The organism is Dyadobacter sp. 676, from assembly GCF_040448675.1.
In the GTDB taxonomy this organism is placed as follows: domain Bacteria; phylum Bacteroidota; class Bacteroidia; order Cytophagales; family Spirosomataceae; genus Dyadobacter.
Genome location: NZ_CP159289.1, coordinates 6,280,949 through 6,302,152, shown reverse-complemented (window position 1 = coordinate 6,302,152; position 21,204 = coordinate 6,280,949). Strand labels below are relative to the sequence as shown.

27 protein-coding genes and 1 pseudogene are annotated in these 21,204 nt (G+C 48.1%); 13 read left to right on the top strand and 15 right to left on the bottom strand.

Going from position 1 to position 21,204, the window contains the following annotated elements; translation table 11 throughout:
- Window positions 1–30: 30 nt before the first annotated feature.
- Window positions 31–417, bottom strand: a complete 387-nt coding sequence (locus ABV298_RS27620; RefSeq protein WP_353719362.1) for a helix-turn-helix domain-containing protein — start codon at window positions 415–417, stop codon at window positions 31–33.
- Window positions 418–494: 77 nt separating this feature from the next.
- Between ABV298_RS27620 and ABV298_RS27615 the strand changes: the two genes are divergently transcribed.
- Window positions 495–1,385 (top strand): NAD(P)H-binding protein, encoded by an 891-nt coding sequence (locus tag ABV298_RS27615; protein ID WP_353719361.1) that lies wholly within the window; start codon window positions 495–497, stop codon window positions 1,383–1,385.
- A gap of 14 nt (window positions 1,386–1,399) precedes the next feature.
- Here the strand turns inward: ABV298_RS27615 and ABV298_RS27610 are convergent, their stop codons facing one another.
- Entirely contained in the window at window positions 1,400–2,164 is a 765-nt protein-coding gene (locus ABV298_RS27610) for a methyltransferase domain-containing protein (RefSeq protein ID WP_353719360.1), read from the bottom strand.
- Window positions 2,165–2,244: 80 nt separating this feature from the next.
- Complete coding sequence (locus tag ABV298_RS27605) at window positions 2,245–2,898, bottom strand: dihydrofolate reductase family protein (RefSeq protein ID WP_353719359.1); 654 nt, start codon at window positions 2,896–2,898, stop codon at window positions 2,245–2,247.
- A gap of 192 nt (window positions 2,899–3,090) precedes the next feature.
- On the opposite strand from ABV298_RS27605, the gene ABV298_RS27600 reads away from it, so the two are divergent.
- A complete protein-coding gene (locus tag ABV298_RS27600) occupies window positions 3,091–4,584 on the top strand; it encodes a BNR-4 repeat-containing protein (protein ID WP_353719358.1) in 1,494 nt (497 codons plus the stop codon).
- A gap of 59 nt (window positions 4,585–4,643) precedes the next feature.
- On the opposite strand, the gene ABV298_RS27595 is transcribed toward ABV298_RS27600, so the two are convergent.
- Both ABV298_RS27595 and ABV298_RS27590 read right to left on the bottom strand, forming a co-directional pair.
- Window positions 4,644–5,096, bottom strand: a complete 453-nt coding sequence (locus ABV298_RS27595; RefSeq protein ID WP_353719357.1) for a glycine zipper family protein — start codon at window positions 5,094–5,096, stop codon at window positions 4,644–4,646.
- Between the two features lie 134 nt (window positions 5,097–5,230).
- Entirely contained in the window at window positions 5,231–5,968 is a 738-nt protein-coding gene (locus tag ABV298_RS27590) for a hypothetical protein (RefSeq protein ID WP_353719356.1), read from the bottom strand.
- 232 nt (window positions 5,969–6,200) lie between these two features.
- On the opposite strand from ABV298_RS27590, the gene ABV298_RS27585 reads away from it, so the two are divergent.
- The 4 genes from ABV298_RS27585 (at window position 6,201) to ABV298_RS27570 (ending at window position 8,369) form a co-directional block, all read left to right on the top strand.
- Entirely contained in the window at window positions 6,201–6,491 is a 291-nt protein-coding gene (locus ABV298_RS27585) for a T9SS type A sorting domain-containing protein (protein WP_353719355.1), read from the top strand.
- 83 nt (window positions 6,492–6,574) lie between these two features.
- The gene (locus tag ABV298_RS27580) at window positions 6,575–7,171 is read left to right on the top strand and encodes a hypothetical protein (protein ID WP_353719354.1); all 597 of its coding nucleotides are present in this window, start codon (window positions 6,575–6,577) and stop codon (window positions 7,169–7,171) included.
- Window positions 7,172–7,333: 162 nt separating this feature from the next.
- Window positions 7,334–8,014 carry an MBL fold metallo-hydrolase gene (locus ABV298_RS27575; protein WP_353723262.1) on the top strand — a complete coding sequence of 227 codons (681 nt, stop codon included), beginning with the start codon at window positions 7,334–7,336 and terminating at the stop codon, window positions 8,012–8,014.
- 265 nt (window positions 8,015–8,279) lie between these two features.
- Window positions 8,280–8,369 (top strand): hypothetical protein, encoded by a 90-nt coding sequence (locus ABV298_RS27570; RefSeq protein ID WP_353723261.1) that lies wholly within the window; start codon window positions 8,280–8,282, stop codon window positions 8,367–8,369.
- A gap of 111 nt (window positions 8,370–8,480) precedes the next feature.
- On the opposite strand, the pseudogene ABV298_RS27565 reads toward ABV298_RS27570, so the two are convergent.
- Window positions 8,481–8,663 (bottom strand): annotated as a pseudogene (locus ABV298_RS27565) (SymE family type I addiction module toxin); the annotation flags it as partial.
- 184 nt (window positions 8,664–8,847) lie between these two features.
- On the opposite strand from ABV298_RS27565, the gene ABV298_RS27560 reads away from it, so the two are divergent.
- From ABV298_RS27560 to ABV298_RS27550, 3 genes are all read left to right on the top strand, one after another.
- Window positions 8,848–9,039, top strand: a complete 192-nt coding sequence (locus ABV298_RS27560; protein ID WP_353719353.1) for a helix-turn-helix transcriptional regulator — start codon at window positions 8,848–8,850, stop codon at window positions 9,037–9,039.
- 420 nt (window positions 9,040–9,459) lie between these two features.
- Window positions 9,460–10,140, top strand: coding sequence for a protein phosphatase 2C domain-containing protein (locus tag ABV298_RS27555; protein WP_353719352.1), 681 nt, complete (start codon window positions 9,460–9,462; stop codon window positions 10,138–10,140).
- Between the two features lie 82 nt (window positions 10,141–10,222).
- Window positions 10,223–10,786, top strand: coding sequence for a hypothetical protein (locus tag ABV298_RS27550; RefSeq protein ID WP_353719351.1), 564 nt, complete (start codon window positions 10,223–10,225; stop codon window positions 10,784–10,786).
- Here the strand turns inward: ABV298_RS27550 and ABV298_RS27545 are convergent.
- The gene (locus ABV298_RS27545; RefSeq protein WP_353719350.1) at window positions 10,770–11,951 is read right to left on the bottom strand and encodes a hypothetical protein; all 1,182 of its coding nucleotides are present in this window, start codon (window positions 11,949–11,951) and stop codon (window positions 10,770–10,772) included. The two genes, ABV298_RS27550 and ABV298_RS27545, sit on opposite strands and share 17 nt — an antisense overlap.
- A gap of 1 nt (window position 11,952) precedes the next feature.
- Window positions 11,953–12,414, bottom strand: coding sequence for a protein kinase (locus ABV298_RS27540; protein ID WP_353723260.1), 462 nt, complete (start codon window positions 12,412–12,414; stop codon window positions 11,953–11,955).
- A 42-nt stretch (window positions 12,415–12,456) separates the two neighbouring features.
- On the opposite strand from ABV298_RS27540, the gene ABV298_RS27535 reads away from it, so the two are divergent.
- Together ABV298_RS27535 and ABV298_RS27530 are read left to right on the top strand one after the other, a co-directional pair.
- Window positions 12,457–12,744 (top strand): transposase, encoded by a 288-nt coding sequence (locus ABV298_RS27535; protein ID WP_353718731.1) that lies wholly within the window; start codon window positions 12,457–12,459, stop codon window positions 12,742–12,744.
- Window positions 12,741–13,586, top strand: coding sequence for an IS3 family transposase (locus ABV298_RS27530; RefSeq protein ID WP_353719349.1), 846 nt, complete (start codon window positions 12,741–12,743; stop codon window positions 13,584–13,586). The genes ABV298_RS27535 and ABV298_RS27530 overlap by 4 nt, the downstream gene beginning before the upstream one ends.
- A 46-nt stretch (window positions 13,587–13,632) precedes the next feature.
- Here ABV298_RS27530 and ABV298_RS27525 read toward each other — a convergent pair whose 3' ends face one another.
- The 3 genes from ABV298_RS27525 to ABV298_RS27515 form a co-directional block, all read right to left on the bottom strand.
- Window positions 13,633–13,983, bottom strand: a complete 351-nt coding sequence (locus ABV298_RS27525) for a hypothetical protein (RefSeq protein ID WP_353719348.1) — start codon at window positions 13,981–13,983, stop codon at window positions 13,633–13,635.
- A 181-nt stretch (window positions 13,984–14,164) separates the two neighbouring features.
- Window positions 14,165–16,414, bottom strand: coding sequence for a M28 family metallopeptidase (locus ABV298_RS27520; protein WP_353719347.1), 2,250 nt, complete (start codon window positions 16,412–16,414; stop codon window positions 14,165–14,167).
- Between the two features lie 126 nt (window positions 16,415–16,540).
- Window positions 16,541–16,825, bottom strand: a complete 285-nt coding sequence (locus ABV298_RS27515) for a hypothetical protein (RefSeq protein ID WP_353719346.1) — start codon at window positions 16,823–16,825, stop codon at window positions 16,541–16,543.
- A gap of 106 nt (window positions 16,826–16,931) precedes the next feature.
- On the opposite strand from ABV298_RS27515, the gene ABV298_RS27510 reads away from it, so the two are divergent.
- Window positions 16,932–17,519 (top strand): helix-turn-helix domain-containing protein, encoded by a 588-nt coding sequence (locus ABV298_RS27510; protein WP_353719345.1) that lies wholly within the window; start codon window positions 16,932–16,934, stop codon window positions 17,517–17,519.
- On the opposite strand, the gene ABV298_RS27505 is transcribed toward ABV298_RS27510, so the two are convergent.
- The 4 genes from ABV298_RS27505 to ABV298_RS27490 all read right to left on the bottom strand — a co-directional run bounded on the left by ABV298_RS27505 (window position 17,461) and on the right by ABV298_RS27490 (window position 20,260).
- Window positions 17,461–18,645 (bottom strand): monodechloroaminopyrrolnitrin synthase PrnB family protein, encoded by a 1,185-nt coding sequence (locus ABV298_RS27505; RefSeq protein WP_353719344.1) that lies wholly within the window; start codon window positions 18,643–18,645, stop codon window positions 17,461–17,463. The two genes, ABV298_RS27510 and ABV298_RS27505, sit on opposite strands and share 59 nt — an antisense overlap.
- Before the next feature lie 268 nt (window positions 18,646–18,913).
- A complete protein-coding gene (locus ABV298_RS27500; protein WP_353719343.1) occupies window positions 18,914–19,276 on the bottom strand; it encodes a DUF1304 domain-containing protein in 363 nt (120 codons plus the stop codon).
- A gap of 98 nt (window positions 19,277–19,374) precedes the next feature.
- A complete protein-coding gene (locus ABV298_RS27495; RefSeq protein ID WP_353719342.1) occupies window positions 19,375–19,548 on the bottom strand; it encodes a DUF1059 domain-containing protein in 174 nt (57 codons plus the stop codon).
- A gap of 82 nt (window positions 19,549–19,630) precedes the next feature.
- Window positions 19,631–20,260 (bottom strand): Crp/Fnr family transcriptional regulator, encoded by a 630-nt coding sequence (locus tag ABV298_RS27490; protein WP_353719341.1) that lies wholly within the window; start codon window positions 20,258–20,260, stop codon window positions 19,631–19,633.
- 184 nt (window positions 20,261–20,444) lie between these two features.
- Here ABV298_RS27490 and bla point away from each other — a divergent pair, with 184 nt between their 5' ends.
- The gene (gene bla / locus ABV298_RS27485) at window positions 20,445–21,179 is read left to right on the top strand and encodes a subclass B1 metallo-beta-lactamase (protein ID WP_353719340.1); all 735 of its coding nucleotides are present in this window, start codon (window positions 20,445–20,447) and stop codon (window positions 21,177–21,179) included.
- The last annotated feature ends 25 nt before the right edge of the window (window positions 21,180–21,204 follow it).

Genomic DNA, 21,204 nt, shown 5'->3' with positions numbered 1-21,204 from the left:
AAAAGCTACAAAAACTTTGCCGGATGGCAGTTACATGGCCATTTCCACAGGCTCGGGCGAGTTGTTCCGCTTCATATCGCGGTAAGCCCATTCGGCCATCGCGTTGATCACCGATTCGAGCTCCCGTCCACCCTCCGTAAGGGTGTAGGTAACATAAGGCGGTACGACCGGTTTCGCCTCGCGGATGAGCAATCGGTCATTTTCTAACTGTTTCAAATGCTGGATCAGCATCTTTTCGGTGATGTGCGGCATCGACTTCCTGATTTCGCTGTACCGCTTGGGACCTGCCAGCAAATGGTACAAAATGATCGGTTTCCAATGGCCGCCGATCTTATGCATTACATAGGTAACAGGGCATTCCTGCATTACAATCTCCCGATTTGCATTGTAGGTCGAGTTTTCCTTGATTTTAGTCATACATACTCTCGGGTAAGTACTTGTCAAAAAGTAAGTACAAATATAGCTTTGCCCCATCAAAAAACAATTCGAAAAACATGAAATATATCATCACAGGGTCACTAGGCAACATTAGCCTGCCCATTACGCAGAATCTCCTTAAAGCCGGCCATGAAGTAACTGTAATCAGCAGCAATCCGGCCAAAAAAGAACAAATTGAACGCCTGGGCGCAAAGGCCGCTATTGGTTCCGTCCGGGACGCGGCGTTCCTGGAAAGCGCATTTGACGGCGGTGACATCGCTTACCTGATGATCCCGAGCGATTTCTCCCTGGACAACTATGCCGCGTTTCAGATTGAAGTGGCGGACAAATATCTGCGGGCCGTTCAAACTTCGGGCATTACGCGCATCGTACTCCTGAGCAGCGTAGGCGCACACCTGCGCAAGGGCGCGGGGCCTATCGACGCCCTGGGCTACCTGGAAGAAAAGCTGGCGGCGATTTCCGGCCTTCATGTGAAAATCCTTCGTCCCTCCTACTTCTTCAATAACCTCTATTCGCAAATCAGCCTGATCAAAAATGCCAGCATTGCAGGCAGCAATTTTGGCAATACCGAAGAAAAACTGGTGCTTGTGGATACCGACGACATCGCCAAAATAGCTACCGAACAACTCCTTTCCCCGTTTACCGAAGCGCAAACCATCACCTACATTTCCAGCGACGAACGCCACCCGTCCGAAATCGCGGCGGTGCTGGGCGCGGCGGTCGGTAAGGAAGGTACGCCGTGGGTTACTTTCTCCGACGAAGATTCCTACAACGGAATGCGGCAGGCCGGTTTAAACGAAAGCTTCGCGGGCCTCTACCGCGACATGGGCCAGGCGCTGCGGAACGGCAAGATGCAGGAAGATTACTGGAAAAACCGTGAGGAAATTAAAGGGACTTTCAAGCTGGAAGATTTCGCGAAGCGTTTTGCCGCGGCGTATCAGGCGTAATATGAGGAGCCAATTCAAAACTCCGCCGCAATCAATATCCTCTTAAATGGGTAAAAAACAGGCGCCTTCGGGAAGTGCCGGGCCAGTAGTGCGCGGTAATCTTCCCGGAAGCGCCTTTTCAGGGGTTCGGACAGGCGTTCCAGGTAGGGTATCAGCGCGGTGCCGGAGACCCAGGTGAGCAGCGCGTCGACGTCGTCGGGCACGAGTGGGTATATCTTCTCAAAAACCTGAATGGCTTTGCCGCCGTTTTCGAAGAGGATTTCGGCGTAACGGTCGATTTCGAGCACCGGCGAAACGCGGTTCCAGCCGTGATACGCCTCCGCATAAGGTGTTTCCCGGGCGAGCTCGTCGAGCAGCCGGTTGGTCAGGTTGTGATACTGGGCCGGCATTTGCACCAGCAGCTGCCCGCCGGGTTTTATTTTGGAAATGATTTGCGGAAACAACGCCTCATGGTCCGGTACCCATTGCAGGGCCGCATTGGAAAACACGACATCCCATCGCTGCGACCTACCTAACTGATTTTCAATAGCAATGCATTCAAAGCTTAAAGTACTTCCGCCGACCTGGCGCGAATTCCCGAGCATTTCCTCCGACGAATCCACACCCAGCACCCGGGAGTCGGGCAGCCGGTCGGCCAGATTCGCGGTCAGCTCGCCGGTACCGCACCCCAGGTCGATCACTTCCAGGCCGGGCCGCACTTTCAGCAGCGACAGCAGATCGTAAAACGGCGCCGAGCGTTCGGATTTGAACCGGTTATAGGTGTCGGGGTTCCAGGCCATCTGACAGTCATTTTTGAATGGTTCTACCTCGTAAATCTAATATCCGGCATCAGAATTACAAGGTAAAGAGCAGCCATTCGCTACGAAATCCCTTCGCGTCGCTTTTTTTCCAGCTCGTTGGGTTCGTCCAATGCAAAAGAGCCTGGTTTAACCTCGCCGTCGGGCACATAGGTCGTGATAATTACGCCGGTACCCGATACCGTGTGTTTAGTCAATTTCAGATTCGAAGGCACCGTTCCGTCCGCGAACAGCTTTTTACCATGACCGATTACGAGCGGAAAGATCCAGATATTCATTTCGTCGATCAGGTTGTGCCGGAGTAGCGTCTGTATGAAATCGCAACTTCCGTGCACCTGCAAATCGGCCCCTTCGCCGGATTTGAGGGCTTTAACCTGCTCCACGGTGTCGCCGTTGAGTAATGTGGTGTTCTGCCAGGTAGCATCTTTCAGGGTTTGCGTAGCCACGTATTTACGGCATGCGTTGAACTGGTCGGCCGTCGGGTCGTTTTCCAGAAATGGCCAGTGTGCGGCGAAAATCTCGTAAGTTTTGCGGCCTAGCAGCAGGTCGTAGGGCTGGCTCATTCCCTCTCCCATCACCTGACCCATCACATCGTCCCAGTAATTGAACGACCATCCGCCCAACTCGAAGCCGCCGGTACGATCTTCCTCCGGGCCACCTGGCGCCTGGATAATGCCATCTAATGTCATGAATGTGTTGGTGACGATCCTTCTCATATTTTTGAATAATTAATGGTTGAATTGCTTTTGATTCCGACGATACAAAGGTAGAGCACCTGCGCATTCGAAACGGGTGTCAAAGCGTCTTTGGGAAGGGGCATTTGCGACAAGTTTTGGCTTATTATCAGTAACTATCCGACCCTGTCGGGTTTACTAGACAATGTGATCACCAGTTACACCGCCTGCATTATGACTGTCGCAAAAAAATCCCGCCCGTCTTCCGGATCATACCTGACCCTCATATCGATAATACAATACCTGACCGTCCTTACTTCCCTGACACTTCTGACCACCGTCGCGTTAGCCCAGGACGACCGTTTCGCCGAAGCGGAAATCATCATGAAAAAAGCCAACGGCTTCCGCGGAATCTGGTACATGAATCAGCCCTCGAACGACGAGTACGTTTACAAATACAGCGGCGGGCTGGCGGTTTACCCGGCCAATCACCGGCCATTTGCTATTTATGCAAGACGGGTGGACAAGACCTTCTTCTGTTTCGGAGGTACCGATAACGCTAATTCGAGTTTAATGCACAATGTCTCCTACTTCGATCACCGAACCGGCAAGGTAGCCAATCCGCTGACGATTCTTGACAAAAAAACCACCGACGCACACGATAACCCGGTGATTTCCATCGACGACCGCGGCTACATCTGGGTTTTCTCGACTTCCCACGGCACTACCCGCCCCTCTTACATTCACAAAAGCAGGAGACCTTACGATATCAGCGACTTCGGGCTTGTTAATGCGACGGAACTTGTCGACGGCAAGCCGCAGCCATTCGTCAATTTTTCCTACTTTCAGGTCTACGCGGTAAAGGGAAAAGGCTTTATTGCGCTTTTTACCAAATACAACAAAGCCGGCCAGCGCGTGATCGGGTACAATACGACCGCGGACGGCGTGCATTGGAACGAATGGAAAGTGCTGGCGCACATCGAGGAAGGACATTACCAGATCAGCACGGAGCGAAACGGGAAAATCGGTGTGGCATTTGACTATCATCCCAAAGGCAAGGGCCTGAATTACCGGACGAACCTGCATTACCTCGAAACATCGGATTTTGGGAAAACCTGGCAAAATATAGAAGGCGAAACGGCGCAATTGCCACTAACGAGTCCACAGAATCCCGCTATCGTGCACGACTACGCAAGCGAAAAGAGGAACTGCTACCTGCTTGACATTACCTTCGACCAGCAAAACAAACCTGCCATCCTGGTCATTGCCAGCAAAGGCTACGAAGCCGGCCCGGCCAATGGCCCGCGCGAATGGACATTGTACCGGCCGGGCAAGCAAGGCTGGGAACACCACATTGTGACCACTTCCGACAACAACTACGATATGGGTTCGATTTACCATGTTTCCAAAGACAGCTGGCGGGTGGTCGGGCCTGGCGTCGATGGCCCGCAGGCCTACAATCCGGGGGGAGAAGTGGCGATGTGGCGGAGCGATGACGGCGGCAGGCAATGGGCCCTGGAAAGGCAACTTACCCGGAACAGCCCTAGGAACCACTCGTACGTACGCAAGCCTGTGCATGCGCAAGACGGGTTTTACGCGATCTGGGCGGACGGACATGGCCGGAAACCGTCGGAGTCGTTCATTTATTTTTCCAATGTCAATGGCGACGTATACAAATTGCCGAGAAATGGCAAAGCGGCCATGCTGAGGCCGGAACCAATGAAATGAGGACGCAAAAAAAATTGCCGGCACAACGACCGGCAATTGCAATCTTATGGTGTATATGGTTATTGTTGCTTACGTTTCTTGACGCTGTGGTCGACGATGGCCCCTGTACCCGCGCCCACGCCGGCACCGATGAGGCTACCGATCAGCGCCCCTTCGCCTCTCTTCTTGTTAATGATTGCGCCGGTGATCGCGCCAGTACCGGCCCCTACCACCGCTCCTTTGGCCGTATGGCTCCATTTCTTTTTGGCCGGAGCCGCTGGCACAGGGGCGCTAGCAACGGCCTTACTGTGGTTTATTGCCTCATTTCTGTCCATTTCTTCCCACTTTTCGGCTTCTTGCCGTTGCGCCATAACGTTGTTCATGGAGTCGATTATGGCCTGCTTTTCCATCGCTGCTTTCAGCGAATCGATGGTTTTTTGTTGTGCTTTCAACTGTGCTTCCTGCTTGTCGGACTGCGTATTACATGCTGTCAGAATGGAAGCAGCAAGTAACATCGAGATAACAGCTTTCATTTTTAGTGTTGGATGGTTTAAACCGATAATCCTCCAAAATTATGCCAGAAACGCTCAAAATACCTTATTATTCCAACCGAAACAGGCTTTGACAGGCGCGTGAATCCGGGTAATCAAGTGAATCGTTGCCATAACTAATTCAAATGCTTCAATACCTTTCCGTCCCAAACACCCTTGTAAGTCTCATTCAACCCCTTGATCTCGATGCCAAAACTCTGCTCCTGCGTGTTGTACGCCGTTTTGATGGCGCCGTTGTCGTCAAAAAACTCGCGGCCGTAATGGAACGGCAGTTCTTCGCTTGCGAAATGCAGTTTAATACCGTCGTTTTGCATATCGAACACGGCAATACGGAAGTGCCCGGGATAACCTTTATCGGCGTACATGTCGTGCCCCGTCATTTGCGCGATCACCATAAAAAGCTGCCTGTGATGCGCCAACGACTGCCGGAACGAAATGAAACTGTGCGGCCGGAAATCGGTGTAATAGCGCTTGCCGTCGATCCGCAGCGCATAGCACATATCGAACGTATACTTATCGGCGGCACCGGCTTTCTGGCGATAAACCTGATTGTGATAAATGGTATCGACCACCACCAGCGACGGGCTGGTGAGTTTGCCTGCCACATTCGTTAAGTCTTTGACATTCTTCGAATTAAAAAGTAAAATTCCTCCCGCTCCCGGAAAAAGGAGCGACAGGCTCGCGTCGGGCTTTTGCGCAAATATTTGCGGCGTGATTTCCCGCTTCGTTCGTGCAAGCGCCTGCGCATTCGTGCTCGCCGGCATGTAGGAGCCCCGTTGAATATTGAAATTGAATGGAGATACGACGAACGCCTGCGCCAATGCCCCGTTTCCTCCGCCGGCATTCAGCAGCATTGTGATAAAACAAAATAATATCAACCCGGTCCTGCGCGCCACGTTAAAACATTGAACCATACAGCCAGCAATAGCATACATGCCGCAAGCTAATCAGATGTTTTTAACATGGCAAAGAACAGCTACTTTGTAACCGTCGACTGCCCTTCGGCCCTCATCGCATTGTCTTTGTCAAACCTTTTCGTTATACAATTATGAAACATATATTCACACTATTTTTTTTAACGCTTTTTTGAGCTGCAATAACCTTCCCGAGCTCAAACCCGAACAGGCTCTTATTTTAACCATCTATCCGAACCCCGGCAGGGAGCGCATCTGGATTTATGTAAAAAATGATGCGCGATCTCCATTTACGCTACAAATCTTTGACCCTGAAGGCAAAACCATTTTCGAACAAGAGGTGCCTAACGGAGACGCCACCAATGGTTTCCGCATCGATCCCAACGATTTTGGAACAGGGGCATTTCACGCGGTTCTTCGCATGGACGGTGCCGTTTACACTCAGAAATTCATGGTGCTATGACAGGCGAATGATAATGTGCGCGTCGGCATTACTCCTTGCCCTCCATGGAAATGCGCGGCAGGCTTCGAATGAATGGTTTTTGAATGCAAACATCAACGTTTACATCCCGGGGGGGCGATTCCCGGAAATCCATTTATCCCGTTCTCGGATACAATAGGAAAACCACTCCGAAAGTGCTGCTTGGAGGTGTGGGTACCGGCGCTTTTCTGCTTCGGCCAATTTCCTCCGATTTCCACCTGAAAGCACACGGATATCTGTCCAAAATAAGCTATTGGGATGAGCCGGTAGAACTAAAAGGTGTCAAAGGAGAAGACGTGGCCGTTTTCCAGGCGGGCGGGTCCGATTACCTGGCGGGAATCAACGGCCTGGTTCACTATCACCTGGCCGATCGCCTTTCATTGGGCGCGGGAGTTGGCATGCAGGTTCTCCTCGCCTCATTCGCCCGGACCCCGGATATTTACGGCTACGGCGAGCCCACTGGCAAATCGTTTATCGCGAATCACTATTACAAAAGAATACTCCCGGTCGTCCCGGTCGAACTCTCCTACCGGTTTCCCCGGACGGTGATTAACCTCCGTTATGATATCGGGCCATTCAACCGGATACGCGGCGATCTGGCGAAGGCCAAAAACGAGAGATATGATGTATTGTCCCTGGAAGTGGGTTTTAAATTGAATTGAGGGCATTTCGAATGAACATTTAATACGCCGAAAGTTGCAAAAGAGCCGGCAAAGCCTAAATTTGATTTGTATAAAACCAACAAATCATGAAAACGACTTTCACCTTTTTGCTCCTGTTCGCGGCCTCGGCTCTGCTTCGCCCAACTTCCCAAACCCGATGAAATCCCGACCTCCAAAGGTCCGCTCAAAATCCAGCCGCTCAACCACGCCACGCTGGCCCTCACCTGGAACGGCAAAACCATCTACGCCGACCCCTACCAGGCCCCCAAAACCTTCGTCGGCATCGCCAAACCCGACCTCATCGTGATCACCGACATCCACGGCGACCACTTCGACCCGGCCTCCCTCGGCGCCCTCGACCTGACGAACACCGTCATCGTGGCCCCGCAGGCCGTCGCCGATAAAATGTCCGACGCATTGAAAGCCAAAACCACCGTCCTCGCCAACGGCGCCACCACCGAAAAGCTCGGTATCAGCATCACCGCCATCCCGATGTACAACCTCCCCGAAACCGCCGACTCCCGCCACACCAAAGGGCGCGGCAATGGCTATGTGCTCAAAATGGGCGGCAAATCCGTTTTCCTCAGCGGGGATACCTCCGGTATTCCGGAGATTAAGGCATTAAAAAACATCGATGTAGCATTTGTGTGCATGAATTTGCCTTATACGATGGATATTAACGAGGCCGCCGCGACCGTGCTGGCATTCAAACCGAAGGTGGTTTATCCTTATCACTACCGCGGGCAGAATGGGTTTAGCGATACGGAGGCGTTTAAGAAGCTGGTGAATGAGAAGGATGGGAAGATTGAGGTAAGGGTTAGGGATTGGTATACGGTGAAATAGCATCGTGCAAGCGCTTCGACTACGCTCAGCGTGACATTGAGCAAATGTCATGCTGAGCGCAGCGGCCGCCGCTGCGGTCGAAGACAGTCCATACTGTACAATCTCCCCCCTTCGATATAAGGGAGATTTTTGAGGTGGATTTTGGTATTATAGTATAAAACACAGCAACAACACGAGTCACGCAAAAAACACATCTACATCCCTCGGTCCACGTTCCGACACACTTAATCCAGGAGACGAAAAACTGAAACTGTTAAAGCAAGCATTGATCGCTGGGGAACAATGTGGCTGGATCGACAACTTTGATTCTCAGAAATTTAAGGCTCGCATGCGTACCAAGACTGCTTCCTATTGAAATCTTAGTTGGGCTGAACATTTCCTGCACACCAACCTCCTTTTGCGCAGCTCTCCGTTTTCTCACTGGCGCAGGCTCGCGCTCTTCGACCGGATTTAGCGTAATCTCTAATTTATTGCCCAAGCATTTCACTGTCACTTCATCGCCACACTCGAAGCCGGCTTCCAGCAGCCACTTGCCGCAGAGGCGGATTTCGGGCATGAGGGCGTATTTGTACCATGCGCGCGGGAGGTATTTGCGATAGACGGTTAGGCGGCGTTCGGAGGGGTTGGGGGATTTTTTTCTGTGTGGCATAGTCTCAAATTTTACACACAATAATATAATATATAGTAATATTTACAAAGTAAATCAACACAAAATTACTATTTATCAACTTTAAGAGAACTTTTATTGATGTGGAAATTTTGTATTTAATTTACACGAAATCGCTATAAATGAGCATCTCGTGTCAAAATTGCGCTTAAACCGAATCAAGTTAGTGCTGGTCGAAAAGGACAAGTCCGGCAAAGAGCTGGCCCAGCATTTGGGCAAGACCGAAACTACCGTCTCGCGCTGGTGCCGGAATGAGATACAGCCTACTTTGGAGACGCTTTATGAGATTTCGGTTTGGTTGAAGGTGGATATTCGGGAGCTGCTGGTGAGTACTAGCGGAGGCAGTACCTTAGCGTAGGATGTCGTTTCAAGTGCCCATTTTGACCTTCTTAAGTGACGAGTAACCACCAGCTTGATAATTCTCAACTACTCCACTCCCGAACCTAACACAAGGGTTTGTTATACTTAGCACACGCTGCCGAATCGGCATTCCAAGGAAAGATACTGGCGAGTTTGTAATTGCGCTCAATACAGGCGATTGACATCAATGGACCGACGTTCTCTTTTTTTCAACAATGATTTATAATCAATTTAAGTGTTTTCGCCCATAAAGCCCCCTAACGGAAAACACCTCACACGGCTCGACAATCACCGAATAGCCCAGCCACACCTTAAACAACGCGAAAGGTGGAAGAAACTGATCAAATTTTTACCCAAAAATAACACAATACGCTATATTGCAACATTGCACCGATTTTCACAAGTGCAAAAAAGTACTATGACAGTGACAAATAATTTCAAACGTTACATAAAATATTCAAGCCCAGGCATTAACAAGACGGAGAATCAAGACAACTACTTGATACTTGAAACCGAAGCATTTGCACTGTTCGCTGTTTTCGATGGCGTTGGAAGTGCCCAAAATAGCAAAGTCGGAACCGAAATAGCCAAAACCTTCATTTCGCAACATTTCAGTAAGTTTATTAGAGAAACTAAGGTATCATTGAATGCTTTAATGTTTGAGTGCAACAATTACTTAATTGAGCAGAACATTCCAGAGATTTACACCACATACTGTACTGCACTTTTGCACAAAGACCACAACGATTTGTTCTTTTCGTCGCTGGGAGATTCAAGAATATATCTTGTTTCCGATCAATATCTCGAACAAATTACTACCGACGACAAAAGTCTTCTTGCCAAAAATGTACTTACCAAATGCTTAGGCATGAACGATCTTTCTTTGAAAGACTTTACCCAAGGCAACATCGATTTGGGTGTTGATTCCATTCTTCTTTGTACTGACGGGTTTTACAATTTACTTGAAACTGACAAAAAAAAGTTTTTTGAAACTCTCAATAAAAAAAATCTCCAAAGCATATATAGCGGACTTGTCTCATTGATTTCAAACAAAAATGTTGATGACTCTACATTTATAATGATTTCACAAGATGTTTAAAACCGAGAAGGAACTAGTAAATACCCTGAAATCATCTGTAAGCAAACTTTGTGATTGGAATTCCCGATCACAAACTATTCTTGTGGAAGAAGTGGCTATGGGTTATGGAATAGCTGATCTCGTAGTGGCAAAGGTTAAGCACTATGACATCGCGGAAACTATCATGAATGACACTGACATTCATATATACGAAATCATAGCTAAGTATCCCGACCAAACTTTTGATGACCTTCTTCAGGGATCTCGAATAGCGTCTGCTAAGTTAAAAAATGTGCTAAGGAAATTAGAAAATCTTTCGTATATCAAAAACGTTGAAGGCAGTTATAGTCTTGGCGTAGTCTACAATGCAGTAGTTTTGGATAATATTGCAGTTGAAGCAAAATTAAAAAACTGGAAAAGGGCACTTTATCAAGCTTTCAGATATAAGTGGTTTTCCTTTCAGTCCTATGTAGTCATGGACTCATCTAATATCAAGCCTGCACTGAGTAATCTACATGAGTTTGAAAAATTAAATATTGGCTTGGCTGAGATAAATCTTTTGGGGGAAATATCGATACATTATAAACCCTCTAAGGAACAACCAATAAGCAAAAAAATGACTATCCAATTTAATGAGTACGTAAAAGGATCTAAAACCCATCAATAACTCTAAGCCAGTCGTGGTAATGCCCTTCCGCTCCAATTTCCCCAATAACTATTTTATTTCTTCGTAAAGATTGATAATGCTCCTGAGCTTTTATAATTAACGATTCAACAAATTTTTTCCGCTCCATCAAATCTTCGAATGATGCAATTGATTTGAGGAGCCTATCTATCGCGAGCAAATAGTTCTTATGAATATCCGGCTTTTGGTTAACCCAAAGATACTTCTCGTCCAAAATAATATCGGAAAATATATTTTTCCTGTTAGAAATTGCCTCTATCCCCACGCGGTCTCTTATATAATTCAAATTATCGGCCTTGATCATCGCCAGAATTACCTCTGAAAAATACCAACCTTTCGAAGGCCCGCCCGAGTCACTTTTCAAAAATCTTCTAATGTTAAAATTTCGAAGATTCTCGTAGGTTGCAATGGTGATGTAATCGATATCAGTGGTCGCTAGGAATAGTATCGCGTCCCAGTTTGCATATGATAATATTGTTTTAAACTTTTGTTTTTTAAGAACAGATAATATCCTAATTGCGTTTGAAAGATATCGATAATTCGTATTAAGTTTAGATAAACCCTCTAACCTTGTCTCAAAAGCAACATAGTATCCTTCAAAGGTCATATCAAAATGGACTAACCCCGCAAGCAATCTCTCCACATTATCATTGTTCATCAACATGACATAGCTTATTGGTAAGCTCATGTAATACTCTATTCCATTTTCCTTATTTTCTTTGAGCCATCGATTAATTTCTTTTATGTATCCTAAAAAACCAGATATTGTACTATCTTCATAATGTATCGGGATAATAATTCTTTTCAGTCCTAGATTCCGTTGAAAGCGTATTCCATCTATAATTCTCTGAACTAAGTACAAATTCGTTTGATCCTCGCTTCCATCGTCGATAGAAGCGGGGTGAAATGAATAGCTGGATAAATTTCCTCTTCCAATTTTCGATGATTCTCGCTTACCATAGTATTGAAGGTCTAAAAGCGAATGGGAAAGGATTTTAGGTGCGGATTGTCCATAGATGACCTTCTTTCTAAAAAAGTCTTCTTTGTGGCTGTAAGCAGTAAATATAAAGCCATCACCTATGCTGTTCTCAAAGTAAGCATCAACATTCCAGTTTGAGCAATGGCCCAATAGATGTAACGTTTGCATATCAAGCAATTTTAGCGTACAAGTCTTGAATAAATCTCGGCCGATCTGATACATTAAATCGTAGCGCGTCACCACAAAAATTGCTAAGAGTAAACTTAGGATCACAACTTAGCTTGTCATTGCCGCTTTTGAATCGTCTCTCTATTTCAGATCGTGTACCCCCAAATGGATGAGCGCCATGAAACAAGTAATAAGCTAAAATTCCAATACTAAAAAAGTCTGTTTTATACGAAATCAAATCCCTTTCTGCTCTAAATTGTTCTGGGCTAGCAAAGCGCCAACTCATTGGCTGTAAACCAGTGCTAGTTAAAGTAGTGCCACCAATTTCCCTCGCTATCCCAAAATCAATCACAGCTGGCCGTCCATCCGGACGTATTATAATATTTTCGGGCTTGATATCTCGATGAACAAATTTTTCCTCCCATATTGGTGTAAGTGCATCAAATAAATATAATACTCCCAGAAATCTGGACAGCTGCTTAAATTTCTAACTTAGTAGCTGACTATGAAAAAGGAACGTAGAAAATTCAGTGCGAGCTTCAAAGCCAAAGTGGCTATTGAAGCGATTAAAGAGGTTCAGACCGTGCAGGAATTGGCCTCCAAGTACGAGATTCATCCAACACAGATAGCTGCCTGGAAGCGAGAGTTTCTGGAAAAGGCTGAATTAGTTTTCAGTAAAGAGGCACCCACCACTGGTAATGAATCCGAAAACACAAAAGAGAAGGAATTGTATTCTAAAATCGGTGAACTTCAAGTCCAAGTCGATTTTTTAAAAAAGGTCTTGGGGAAATGAGTGTTATGGAGAAACGCGGACTTGTTTCCCCTGAGTACCCTGAGCTAAGCGTCTCGGCACAGTGCAAATTGATTGGTTTACAGCGTAGTAGCTATTACTTTAAGCCGAGAGGTCAGTCTCTGTTAAACCAGCGATTGATGAAGGCCATTGATCGCCAGTTTCTAGAGTGCCCGTTTTATGGCGTAGAACGCATGCGTGATTACCTGATCGGACTGGGATATCCTGTTGGTGTGAAGCGGGTGAGAAGACTTTATAGACTTATGAATTTGCGCACAATTTATCCCAAGCGCAATCTAAGCAAATCCAAACCAACAGATTACAAATATCCATATTTGCTGAAGGGGTTGAAGATTGAGCGCCCCAATCAGGTCTGGCAAGCCGATATATCTTATATTCCAATGTTCAGAGGATTTATGTACATGTTCGCCATTATTGACGTTTACAGCCGTCGAATTGTGGGATGGAGTATCTCCAATACAATGAGTATGGAATGGTGCCGGGAAACGCTTTTGGATACGATCCGTACACAGGGAAAGCCCGAAATATTCAATACCGACCAGGGTAGCCAATTCACAAGTCAGGGTTTTATTAAGCCGCTCTTAGAGAAAGGGATACAAATTTCTATGGACGGAAAAGGACGGGCCCTAGACAATGTTTTCATCGAAAGATTTTGGAGGTCGCTCAAACAAGAGTACATATACTTAAATCCTCCAAATGGCGGGATGGATTTGTATCGGGGAGTAAAAGCATATGTGGAATTTTACAACCGTCGACGCAAACACACAGGAACCGGGTACATTCCCGATGAATTGTTTTTCCAGATCAATGCAAAAGCATCCTAATTAAACTTAATTTCATCCGTCGGCTGTCCAGCAAACCGGGAGTATTTCATAAACCAGCAGTCAGATCCTTAACGAGTTTTGGCTCTCCTTTAAACGAATCAAATACATCCGCTAAAGTACTTCCTTCAATAAACTCCTCAAAGACGAATGTCGCCCCCTTGAAGGTCGCTACTTCCAAAATCTTGGGGACGGCACCTAATGGACTGAACTTATTATAAATTTCAAGCTCTCGATCAAATCTAGCATCGGCTCCGGCATTGAAAATCTTCAAAACACTTTTCTCACCATTTCTTATAGGGAAAAAAACAACCTTCTGACCACCAGATTTGGAATTTTGATGATAGCCAGATATGCCATATTGTTGAACAAAGTCTGAATCTAGTTGATATGTTGTCATTTACTAAGCTTGATTTTGGAAGGGCGATTCACAAGAATAGTAAAAATCTGATTAAAAAATGAATAATAAGAATTTTTAATGAATTATTGACGTCAATTTTATGATCAAAGAAATTGTATAAATAATGCCCAATTTGCAAGTCCAAAGACTATCGGCCGGAATATGACAACAAGACATATGTTCACCTCCCCACCCCACACGCCCGCTCAACCTCCCCCACAAACCCCTCCAAAACCCCACTAACCCGCAAAATCCCTTCCTCAGCCTCCTTCCAATTCTTTTGCTCAATCGCCTCCCGGATCATCGGCAACGTCTTCACCCCATACCCAGTATAAAAGCCCGGCGCATAGATCTGATGCCGGTACCACGGCCGACGAGGCAAACCATCGGCATGGATCAGCTTCCTTTCGGTTTTGTATAATATCTCATTCAACTCCTTCAACTTGTCCGCAGGAAGCGCCGAGAATTTCGAGGAAGCCACAGCAAATGCTTTGGCGCTGTTTTCCAATGCTACCAATGCATTATCCAGCGGTGCAAAATTCAGATAGGGAGCTACCGACAATGGAGCCGGCTTTACAAACGAATCTTTCGGGTCGGAGGCGGCTTCGTAGCGGCCTTCGGTGAGGGATTTGTTGTGCTCCTCAGCTTTGGCACGGGCAGCTTCGAGTTCCTTTTTTACTTCCGAGGTGTAGAGCTGCACGGTGTTGGCGAAGTTGGTGAAATCGAAGGGCAGTACCTCGGCGTTGGCGAAACGGAGGACGGAGCGGCCTAGGGTTTTGGCGAGGGCTACGCCGTAGGCAAAGTCGCCGTCTTTGAAGCGGGTGTAATGGTCGTAGGAATCGAAAATGGAGTGGTAGTCGCCGCCGGCATCTTCGCCGCCGTAGCCGACGTTGAGGGAAGCGATGCCCAGGTGCTGGATGAACGGCGTATAGTCAGAACCGGAACCGAGGGCGCCAATGCGCAGGTCGGCGCGGGTGCGCGCTTCTTGTTTGGCGGTCGGCGAGCCATTCAGGATCGTGCGCGAGCGCAGGCGGTCGATCACGCTTGTGCCTTTTTCGGGGTCGGTCACGTCGCGGCCAACCTGGTTGATGAACTTTTCGAGCGTATGCGACCCGCCCGCACTCAGGTACCCCCGACCGTTTCCGTCGGAATTGAGGTACACAACGGCCTTTTCCTGCAAAATGGACTGGTATTTCTCCACCCATTCGGTCGAGCCGAGCAGGCCGGGCTCCTCCCCGTCCCACCAGCAGTAGACGATGGTGCGCTTCGGTTTCCAGCCGGTTTTCACGAGCTCGCCCAATGCCCGCGCTTCTTCCAGTTCGGCCACGGCGCCGCTCACTGGGTCGGCCGCACCGAACACCCAGGCGTCGTGGTGATTGCCGCGGATCACCCATTGGTCGGGGAACTCGCTGCCTTTCAGCGTCGCGATCACATTGTAGCAAGGCACGATATCGAAATTGAATTCGAGCTTTAAATGTACCTTCGCCGGGCCGGGGCCGACGTGGTAAGTGATCGGCAATGCGCCCCGCCACGTCGCAGGCGCTACCTGCCCGCCCAATGCTTTGAGCAGCGGCAATGCATCGCCGTACGAAATCGGCAGCACCGGGATCTTCATCATCGCCGGGGCCTCCTCCACCGACAGCCGCTTGTGCGTCGCATCGGCCACGAAGCCATTCGTCAGCGGATCGCCCGGTGCCAGCGGTAAGTCCACCACCGACCCGCGCTGCACGCCCGACTCGTTTTTAAATGCCCCTTTCGGATATACGTCGCCCTGGAAATAGCCGTCTTCCTTCGGATCGGAGTAGATAATGCAACCGATCGCGCCATGCTCGTACGCGACTTTCGGCTTGATACCCCGCCACGAACCGCCATATTTCGCGATCACAATTTTCCCTTTCACATCCACACCCAGCCTCGCCAGTTCCTCATAATCGTCCGGCACGCCGTAATTCACAAAAACCAGCTCGGCCGTCACATCCCCGTTGGCCGAAAATGCGTGGTAAGGCGGCAGCACATCTTTTGTTTGCGCGGATGTGGCGTCCTCCTTCAATGGTTTTTCGGTTAATGATGCCTTGAACTTGGTGGGCTCGGTCAGTTCCAGTACCCGCACTTTGGGCGTCGGAAAAAGCACATGCACCGTATCGAGCCGCGCGTCGAAACCCCACGAAGCGAGCTTGTCGCGCAGGAAAAGCGCATTGTTAAGGCCATAGGGCGAACCCAACTGGTGCGGAAAGGCGGTCATGCGCTTCATCCAGTCGCGCAGGTTATTGGCTTGTAATTGTTTATCGAATGCGGCTTCGAGGTCCAGCTCTTTCTTTGCCGCCTCCGCGCCGAAGCCAAGGAGTGGCGGTTGTTGCTGCGCCAGCGAAGGCATCGCTGCCAGGCCGGAAAGTAGTATTGGAATAAATGTTCTTTTGAAAAGGTGTCGCATAGGAATGAAGTGAAATGGATTTAGATTTGGCGTTTAGCTAATATAATGAATGAAAAAGCTACTAGTTGACAACTTGTTCACTTTTGCACTTGTATTGTGACATATTGCTAGTGCTATCCAGTCCTCTTACTTTTTGTCTTGATACAAAAAGTAACAAAAAAAATCAAGACAAAAAAATGCTTCCACCCGCGAAACCCTCCCGCACCCCGCCTTTTTGTCAACCCCACGCACGCCACTATAAATTGGCGGATAGGGAAACAAATCAACTATCAGACCTTTTATTGATTGTTTTACATAAGCAAACAGGTGCGTGGAGCCTGTGGGCGGAAGCTTTTTTTCGCCTTGATTTTTTTGCTTCTTTTTGGTCAGGCCGCCGCGGTCAAGACAAAAAGAAGAAGAACTGGATGGCACTAGCACTACGTGCTTTACTATTCTACCTGAGAATATATAAATGCCGTAAAAACGCCGCTATCAAATGCGTGGCCGCAACCCTAATTTTACCAGAAACAACTTCGAAATGAACAAACAAACCACATCCGGACAAATACGCACATTGCGGAAAAATAAAGGCCTTTCACAGGAAGCGCTGGCCGAAATGGCGGGCATTAACCTGCGCACTTTGCAGCGCATCGAAGCCGGCGACACCATTCCGCGCGGCGAGACGCTGCGCCTCCTGGCGCAGGCACTTGGCGTCGATGTCGAAATGTTCTCTGCTGATGCATTTGCCGTTCCCGTCGCCATCCCGCCGGCACCAGTTGTTGAGGATCCGGGGGTTTTGAAACTGCTGAATCTTTCGGCGTTGTCGCTTTGGGTAATGCCGCTTGGTAACGTGCTCCTGCCGCTTGCTTTTTGGATCTACAAACGAAACACCGTCGCCGGCGTCGCGGAATTCGGGAAGCGGGTTCTTCAATTCCAGATTGCATGGACAGTACTTACTTACGGAATCGCATTTACCGCCATGTTCTCGGCATTTTTCGGCCACCTTGGCATGCCGCAGTTTGCCTTGTACTCCACGAGTACGTTGGTGGTAATTAATACCATTGTAATCATCTGGACGCACTTCCAGATAGGGCGTGGCAAAGACCGGGTTTTAGGTTTGGTCTGACATATTCGTTCAGCCTCTCCATTTTCTGGTTAGATAATTTCAAAATATGGGAAAGAATACCCGGAGAATATCCACCGCTTCCATTATCTCTCAATTCATGAAAATCTGATTTCAAAGGACAAACCGGCTTGTTTTTCCCTGCAATAACATGGCTGTAAGCTTCCTCCGCAACCGTTTTATGCGGCATTCTGAAACTTTTCAGTTGCTGCATAATGGAATAAAGTCCCTTCATTGACTCGCAGACAACAGGATCGGAAGCAATTCCCCGGGTTATAATGGTATCGATACCTTTATCGATCAAATTGGGCTTATTTTCAAGTCGATGATAAATCTCCCGCATCTCCCAATGAATATATGGCACGTAGGTTTTCTTGAATGTATCGTATTCTTCATCCATGCAATTGCTGCTCCAAAGCAAATGATCAAATACAAACATCGGCATCTCGACGGCACCCGGTCCCAGATATTCGCGGTCACCAATCATAACCGGATCGAAATAGAAACGGAGTTCTTTTGAAAAATAAGACAGCGATACATGGCGGCGCGCGAACACAATTCCTTCAATCACTTTTTGAAAATGAATATTGATCCGGTCGCAAACAGCCTTGAAGGCAGCCGATTGAATGGGAATGCGGTGCAACTCGACTAATAAATAAATGGCTTTCACCAACGGGCTCATCGCCATTGCGACACTCTCTATCAAACATTGCTCGTCAAGCGTGCCTGTGTAGGTCCGCCTTCTCGTTCCGCACGGGTTCCAAACCGTGTAATGCAACAAGGTATCGCGCGGCGGCAGAAATGTCTTTTCTGAAAGCATTTTCATGATCATTTCCAGATTTGGAATAACAGAACACGGTTCGACACGGTGTCTTTTAAGCGAACCCAGCAGGAAGCCGACGTCGCGCACGGCGGCATTTGCCTCGTAGTAATCCCAACTCCGCACATCGGCTTCGGAAGGCATGATTTGGTTAGCCAATTCAATCAATCCATTAACATTATGATTTTTATTGAATTGAGGAATAATAGGAAGAAGATCATCTGCATTCAGCGGATCGAGGCTGGCAATAAATTCATTTTCATCGATTTGCAAATTAATTTTCGCCGCAGCACAGTCAGATGGTGTCATCGATACAGTAGTTTGATTAAATAACAGAACCAATTCCCAGGATATGCACCCTGTTGTTTGGCCACGTTAAAATCAAATCTGTACCATTTGAGAAAGTCTGCCTGTCGGGAAAAAACTACCGGTTAGCGGCAAATTAGCCAATGGCAAAGGCGAGTCGAATTATCGCACCGACGTCTACAATTTTCCTGAAATGTTTGGGTACTTATTCTACATCATCCGTCCCAGAACGACACTGTGTCGCTCCTAGTCAGCTCTCGGCATTCCTAATTTACAAATGCAACGCCACCAAAGCCACAATAGCCGGCAACGCCTGCACGAAAAAGATCTTCTTACTAGCCGTAACAGCCCCATAAATCCCCGCCACGATCACACAGGTCAGAAAGAACACCCCGACATACAACCTCCAATGATGGTCCTCGATCAGCAGTGACCAGATAAGCCCCGCGGCCAGGAAGCCGTTGTAAAGGCCCTGGTTGGCAGCCAGCGTTTTGGTCGGTTTGAAAAGCTCGGGTGCGAGCGAGCCCTTGAAGGTTTCCTTGCCTTTGGTTTCCCAAGCGAACATTTCGATGTAGAGAATGTAAAGGTGTTCCAGCGCGACGAGGGCGACAAGGATGGTGGAGAGTGTTTGCATATGTCTTTTTTGAAAGACAATGTACAAAAAAACAGGCCTTTGATAATACGTAGGCCTGTTTTGATAGTCGAATTTTAAATAACAGCCACCGTGCCTGGTTAATTTTCCTCTTTGATGAGCGTCCGCAGTTGAGCGGCCAGTTCGGGTGTTACTTGTACGTCGTGTACGTCACGCGCATGTACAGCTGCTTGCGCAAGAACTTCTTCGTCGGTGGCGGCTTTGATCACACCTTCGCAATCGAATCCCGCGTCGCGGCAATGTAGTGTTTTCATATTCGGAACGGATTAAGTGTACGGACAAAAATAGTCTGCGACACAACTTCCCGACGGTATCAAAAGATACATAACCCCGAATTTATTTCAGCTGAATACATCCCCTGAGCAGTATGACTTTGCCTTGTTGCTCAAAACTCTTCAATATCCTCGAAACAACGACGCGCGTTGTTCCCAGTTCATGGGCAAGTTGCTGGTGGGAGATGGCAATCTTGCCGGAGCCCTCCTGCCGCGACCGGTTAACCAAATACGTCATGATCCTCTTCTCGACCGGGTCGAACGCCACGCTCTCAAATGAGCCGAGCAGCTCATCATACCGGCTCCGGAACGTCTGGATCAGAAATGCGTTCCATGAGGGATATTTAAGCTGCCATTCTTTTACCAGACGCGATGGAAAAACAAAAATTTCCGACGGCCCGGTTGCCACCCCATACGAACCACTGGTGTTGCTGAAATATGCGGCAGAAAGTGACATCATGCAGGTCTGCCCGGCACGAACATAGTATAGCAGGATTTCGCGATCTTCTTTTTGCTGAAAAACCCTGATTTCCCCGCTGAGAACAATCGGTAGAAAATCCAGATATTGCCCCTCGCGGACAATCACATCTCCTTTGCGTACCCGCATTAATCTGCCATTTTGAGCCATCTCCTGCCGCAGCGCCGGCTCGGCAAACATCCCGGGAAGGTTCGCCAATATCTCCTCATACTTCATAAACCGTTATTTTTCAATATTTTACATAATATCATTTAGAAATATATCGAGATTCTTCCTTGTCGCAGCTTCTTCACAAAAAGATCTATTATACGGTAAAGTGTATCGGCCCCATTGATTAACCGTTAGCTGGCGTTATCTTGTCACCAGCATTTATCGATCACTTCTATTCGCCAACCAACCCATGAAAAAACACATTCTCGCCTACCTGTTCTCGCTCCTGTGCGCCCTCACACACGCGCAAACGCCCGATAAAAGCATTAAAACCGACGACATCGTCATTCAGAAAATCAGTGACCATGCGTATACCCACCTGACCTACCTTCAAACGGAGAGCTTCGGCAAAGTTCCCTGCAACGGCCTAATCGTATTCGATGCGGGCGAGGCGGTGATTTTCGATACGCCGGTGGATGACGCGACTTCAGAAAAGGTGATCCGCTGGGTGGAGGATAGCCTGAAATGCAAGGTCAAGGCCGTCATCGCAACGCACTTTCATGAGGATTGTGTCGGCGGTTTAAAAGCGTTTCACGAGCACGGAATACCGTCCTACGCCACTAACAAGACGATCGCTCTCGATAAAGAGCGCAAATTCCCCGTGCCCCAGAAAGGTTTCGACGGCAAACTGGACCTGAAAGTGGGCAAAAAAGCCGTCGTGGCGGCATTTTACGGTGAAGGACATACGCGCGACAATATCATCGGCTATTTCCCCTCGGAGAAGATAATGTTCGGCGGCTGCCTGATCAAAGAGGTCGATGCAACAAAAGGCAACCTGGCCGACGCGAATGTGGAGGCCTGGCCAGCGACTGTCACCAAGATCAAAGAGAAATATCCGGACGCGAAAGTGGTAATCCCCGGCCACGGTAAAATCGGCGACACCGCATTGCTCGATTACACCATCAAACTATTCTCTCAAAAATAAAACGCGGCACGACCCCTGGTGTCAT

What these genes read in the sequence shown, in the direction of transcription:
- ABV298_RS27590 (WP_353719356.1), bottom strand. Translation starts at nt 5,968, where the DNA reads ATGCTGCTGAATGCCGGCGGAGGAAACGGGGCATTGGCGCAGGCGTTC.
- ABV298_RS27520 (WP_353719347.1), bottom strand. Translation starts at nt 16,414, where the DNA reads ATGCGACACCTTTTCAAAAGAACATTTATTCCAATACTACTTTCCGGC.
- ABV298_RS27610 (WP_353719360.1), bottom strand. Translation starts at nt 2,164, where the DNA reads ATGGCCTGGAACCCCGACACCTATAACCGGTTCAAATCCGAACGCTCG.
- ABV298_RS27490 (WP_353719341.1), bottom strand. Translation starts at nt 20,260, where the DNA reads ATGAAGTATGAGGAGATATTGGCGAACCTTCCCGGGATGTTTGCCGAG.
- ABV298_RS27615 (WP_353719361.1), top strand. Translation starts at nt 495, where the DNA reads ATGAAATATATCATCACAGGGTCACTAGGCAACATTAGCCTGCCCATT.
- ABV298_RS27605 (WP_353719359.1), bottom strand. Translation starts at nt 2,898, where the DNA reads ATGAGAAGGATCGTCACCAACACATTCATGACATTAGATGGCATTATC.
- ABV298_RS27505 (WP_353719344.1), bottom strand. Translation starts at nt 18,645, where the DNA reads ATGACACCATCTGACTGTGCTGCGGCGAAAATTAATTTGCAAATCGAT.
- ABV298_RS27580 (WP_353719354.1), top strand. Translation starts at nt 6,575, where the DNA reads ATGCAAACATCAACGTTTACATCCCGGGGGGGCGATTCCCGGAAATCC.
- ABV298_RS27555 (WP_353719352.1), top strand. Translation starts at nt 9,460, where the DNA reads ATGACAGTGACAAATAATTTCAAACGTTACATAAAATATTCAAGCCCA.
- ABV298_RS27595 (WP_353719357.1), bottom strand. Translation starts at nt 5,096, where the DNA reads ATGAAAGCTGTTATCTCGATGTTACTTGCTGCTTCCATTCTGACAGCA.
- bla (WP_353719340.1), top strand. Translation starts at nt 20,445, where the DNA reads ATGAAAAAACACATTCTCGCCTACCTGTTCTCGCTCCTGTGCGCCCTC.
- ABV298_RS27545 (WP_353719350.1), bottom strand. Translation starts at nt 11,951, where the DNA reads ATGCAAACGTTACATCTATTGGGCCATTGCTCAAACTGGAATGTTGAT.
- ABV298_RS27535 (WP_353718731.1), top strand. Translation starts at nt 12,457, where the DNA reads ATGAAAAAGGAACGTAGAAAATTCAGTGCGAGCTTCAAAGCCAAAGTG.
- ABV298_RS27620 (WP_353719362.1), bottom strand. Translation starts at nt 417, where the DNA reads ATGACTAAAATCAAGGAAAACTCGACCTACAATGCAAATCGGGAGATT.
- ABV298_RS27530 (WP_353719349.1), top strand. Translation starts at nt 12,741, where the DNA reads ATGAGTGTTATGGAGAAACGCGGACTTGTTTCCCCTGAGTACCCTGAG.
- ABV298_RS27525 (WP_353719348.1), bottom strand. Translation starts at nt 13,983, where the DNA reads ATGACAACATATCAACTAGATTCAGACTTTGTTCAACAATATGGCATA.
- ABV298_RS27510 (WP_353719345.1), top strand. Translation starts at nt 16,932, where the DNA reads ATGAACAAACAAACCACATCCGGACAAATACGCACATTGCGGAAAAAT.
- ABV298_RS27600 (WP_353719358.1), top strand. Translation starts at nt 3,091, where the DNA reads ATGACTGTCGCAAAAAAATCCCGCCCGTCTTCCGGATCATACCTGACC.
- ABV298_RS27500 (WP_353719343.1), bottom strand. Translation starts at nt 19,276, where the DNA reads ATGCAAACACTCTCCACCATCCTTGTCGCCCTCGTCGCGCTGGAACAC.
- ABV298_RS27495 (WP_353719342.1), bottom strand. Translation starts at nt 19,548, where the DNA reads ATGAAAACACTACATTGCCGCGACGCGGGATTCGATTGCGAAGGTGTG.